Source organism: Prevotella rectalis (assembly GCF_900607215.1).
Lineage (GTDB): Bacteria > Bacteroidota > Bacteroidia > Bacteroidales > Bacteroidaceae > Prevotella > Prevotella brunnea.
This window is the reverse complement of record NZ_LR027820.1, coordinates 574762-575213: the sequence shown is the minus strand read 5'-3', so window position 1 is coordinate 575213 and position 452 is coordinate 574762. Positions and strand designations below refer to the sequence as shown.

Sequence of the window (452 nt, the reverse complement as noted above, 5' to 3'; positions counted from 1 at the left end):
AATGGAGATACAAGAAAAGAGCTTCTCGCCAGGTCAAGATATCTGCTCTTCAAGTCCGCTGACAAATGGACCGAGCGTCAGAAAATGCGAGCTAAAATTCTTTTTGAACAATATCCGGACATCCAAAAGGCATATGGATTGTGCCATTCTCTGCGCATGATCTTTGCAAAGAACACCATCAAGGATGCAGCCAGACTTTCCATGGCACGGTGGTACAATAAAGTTGAAGAGGCAGGCTTTCATTCATTCAATGTCATTGCTGCCACATTCTACGAACATTATGATGAGATATTGAACTTCTATAACAACAGGGCTTCGAATGCCATGGCAGAATCGTTCAATGCCAAAATTAAACTTTTCCGAGCTAATCTAAGAGGAGTGGCAGACAAGAAGTTCTTCCTATTCAGAATTGCAAATCTATACGCATATCCCCACTGATTTTCTACTGAGCC

General features: G+C 42.0%; 1 pseudogene. It reads left to right on the top strand.

Going from position 1 to position 452, the window contains the following annotated elements:
• A pseudogene (locus E0E16_RS03330) lies at positions 1-438 on the top strand (ISL3 family transposase); the annotation flags it as partial.
• Positions 439-452 lie beyond the last annotated feature (14 nt).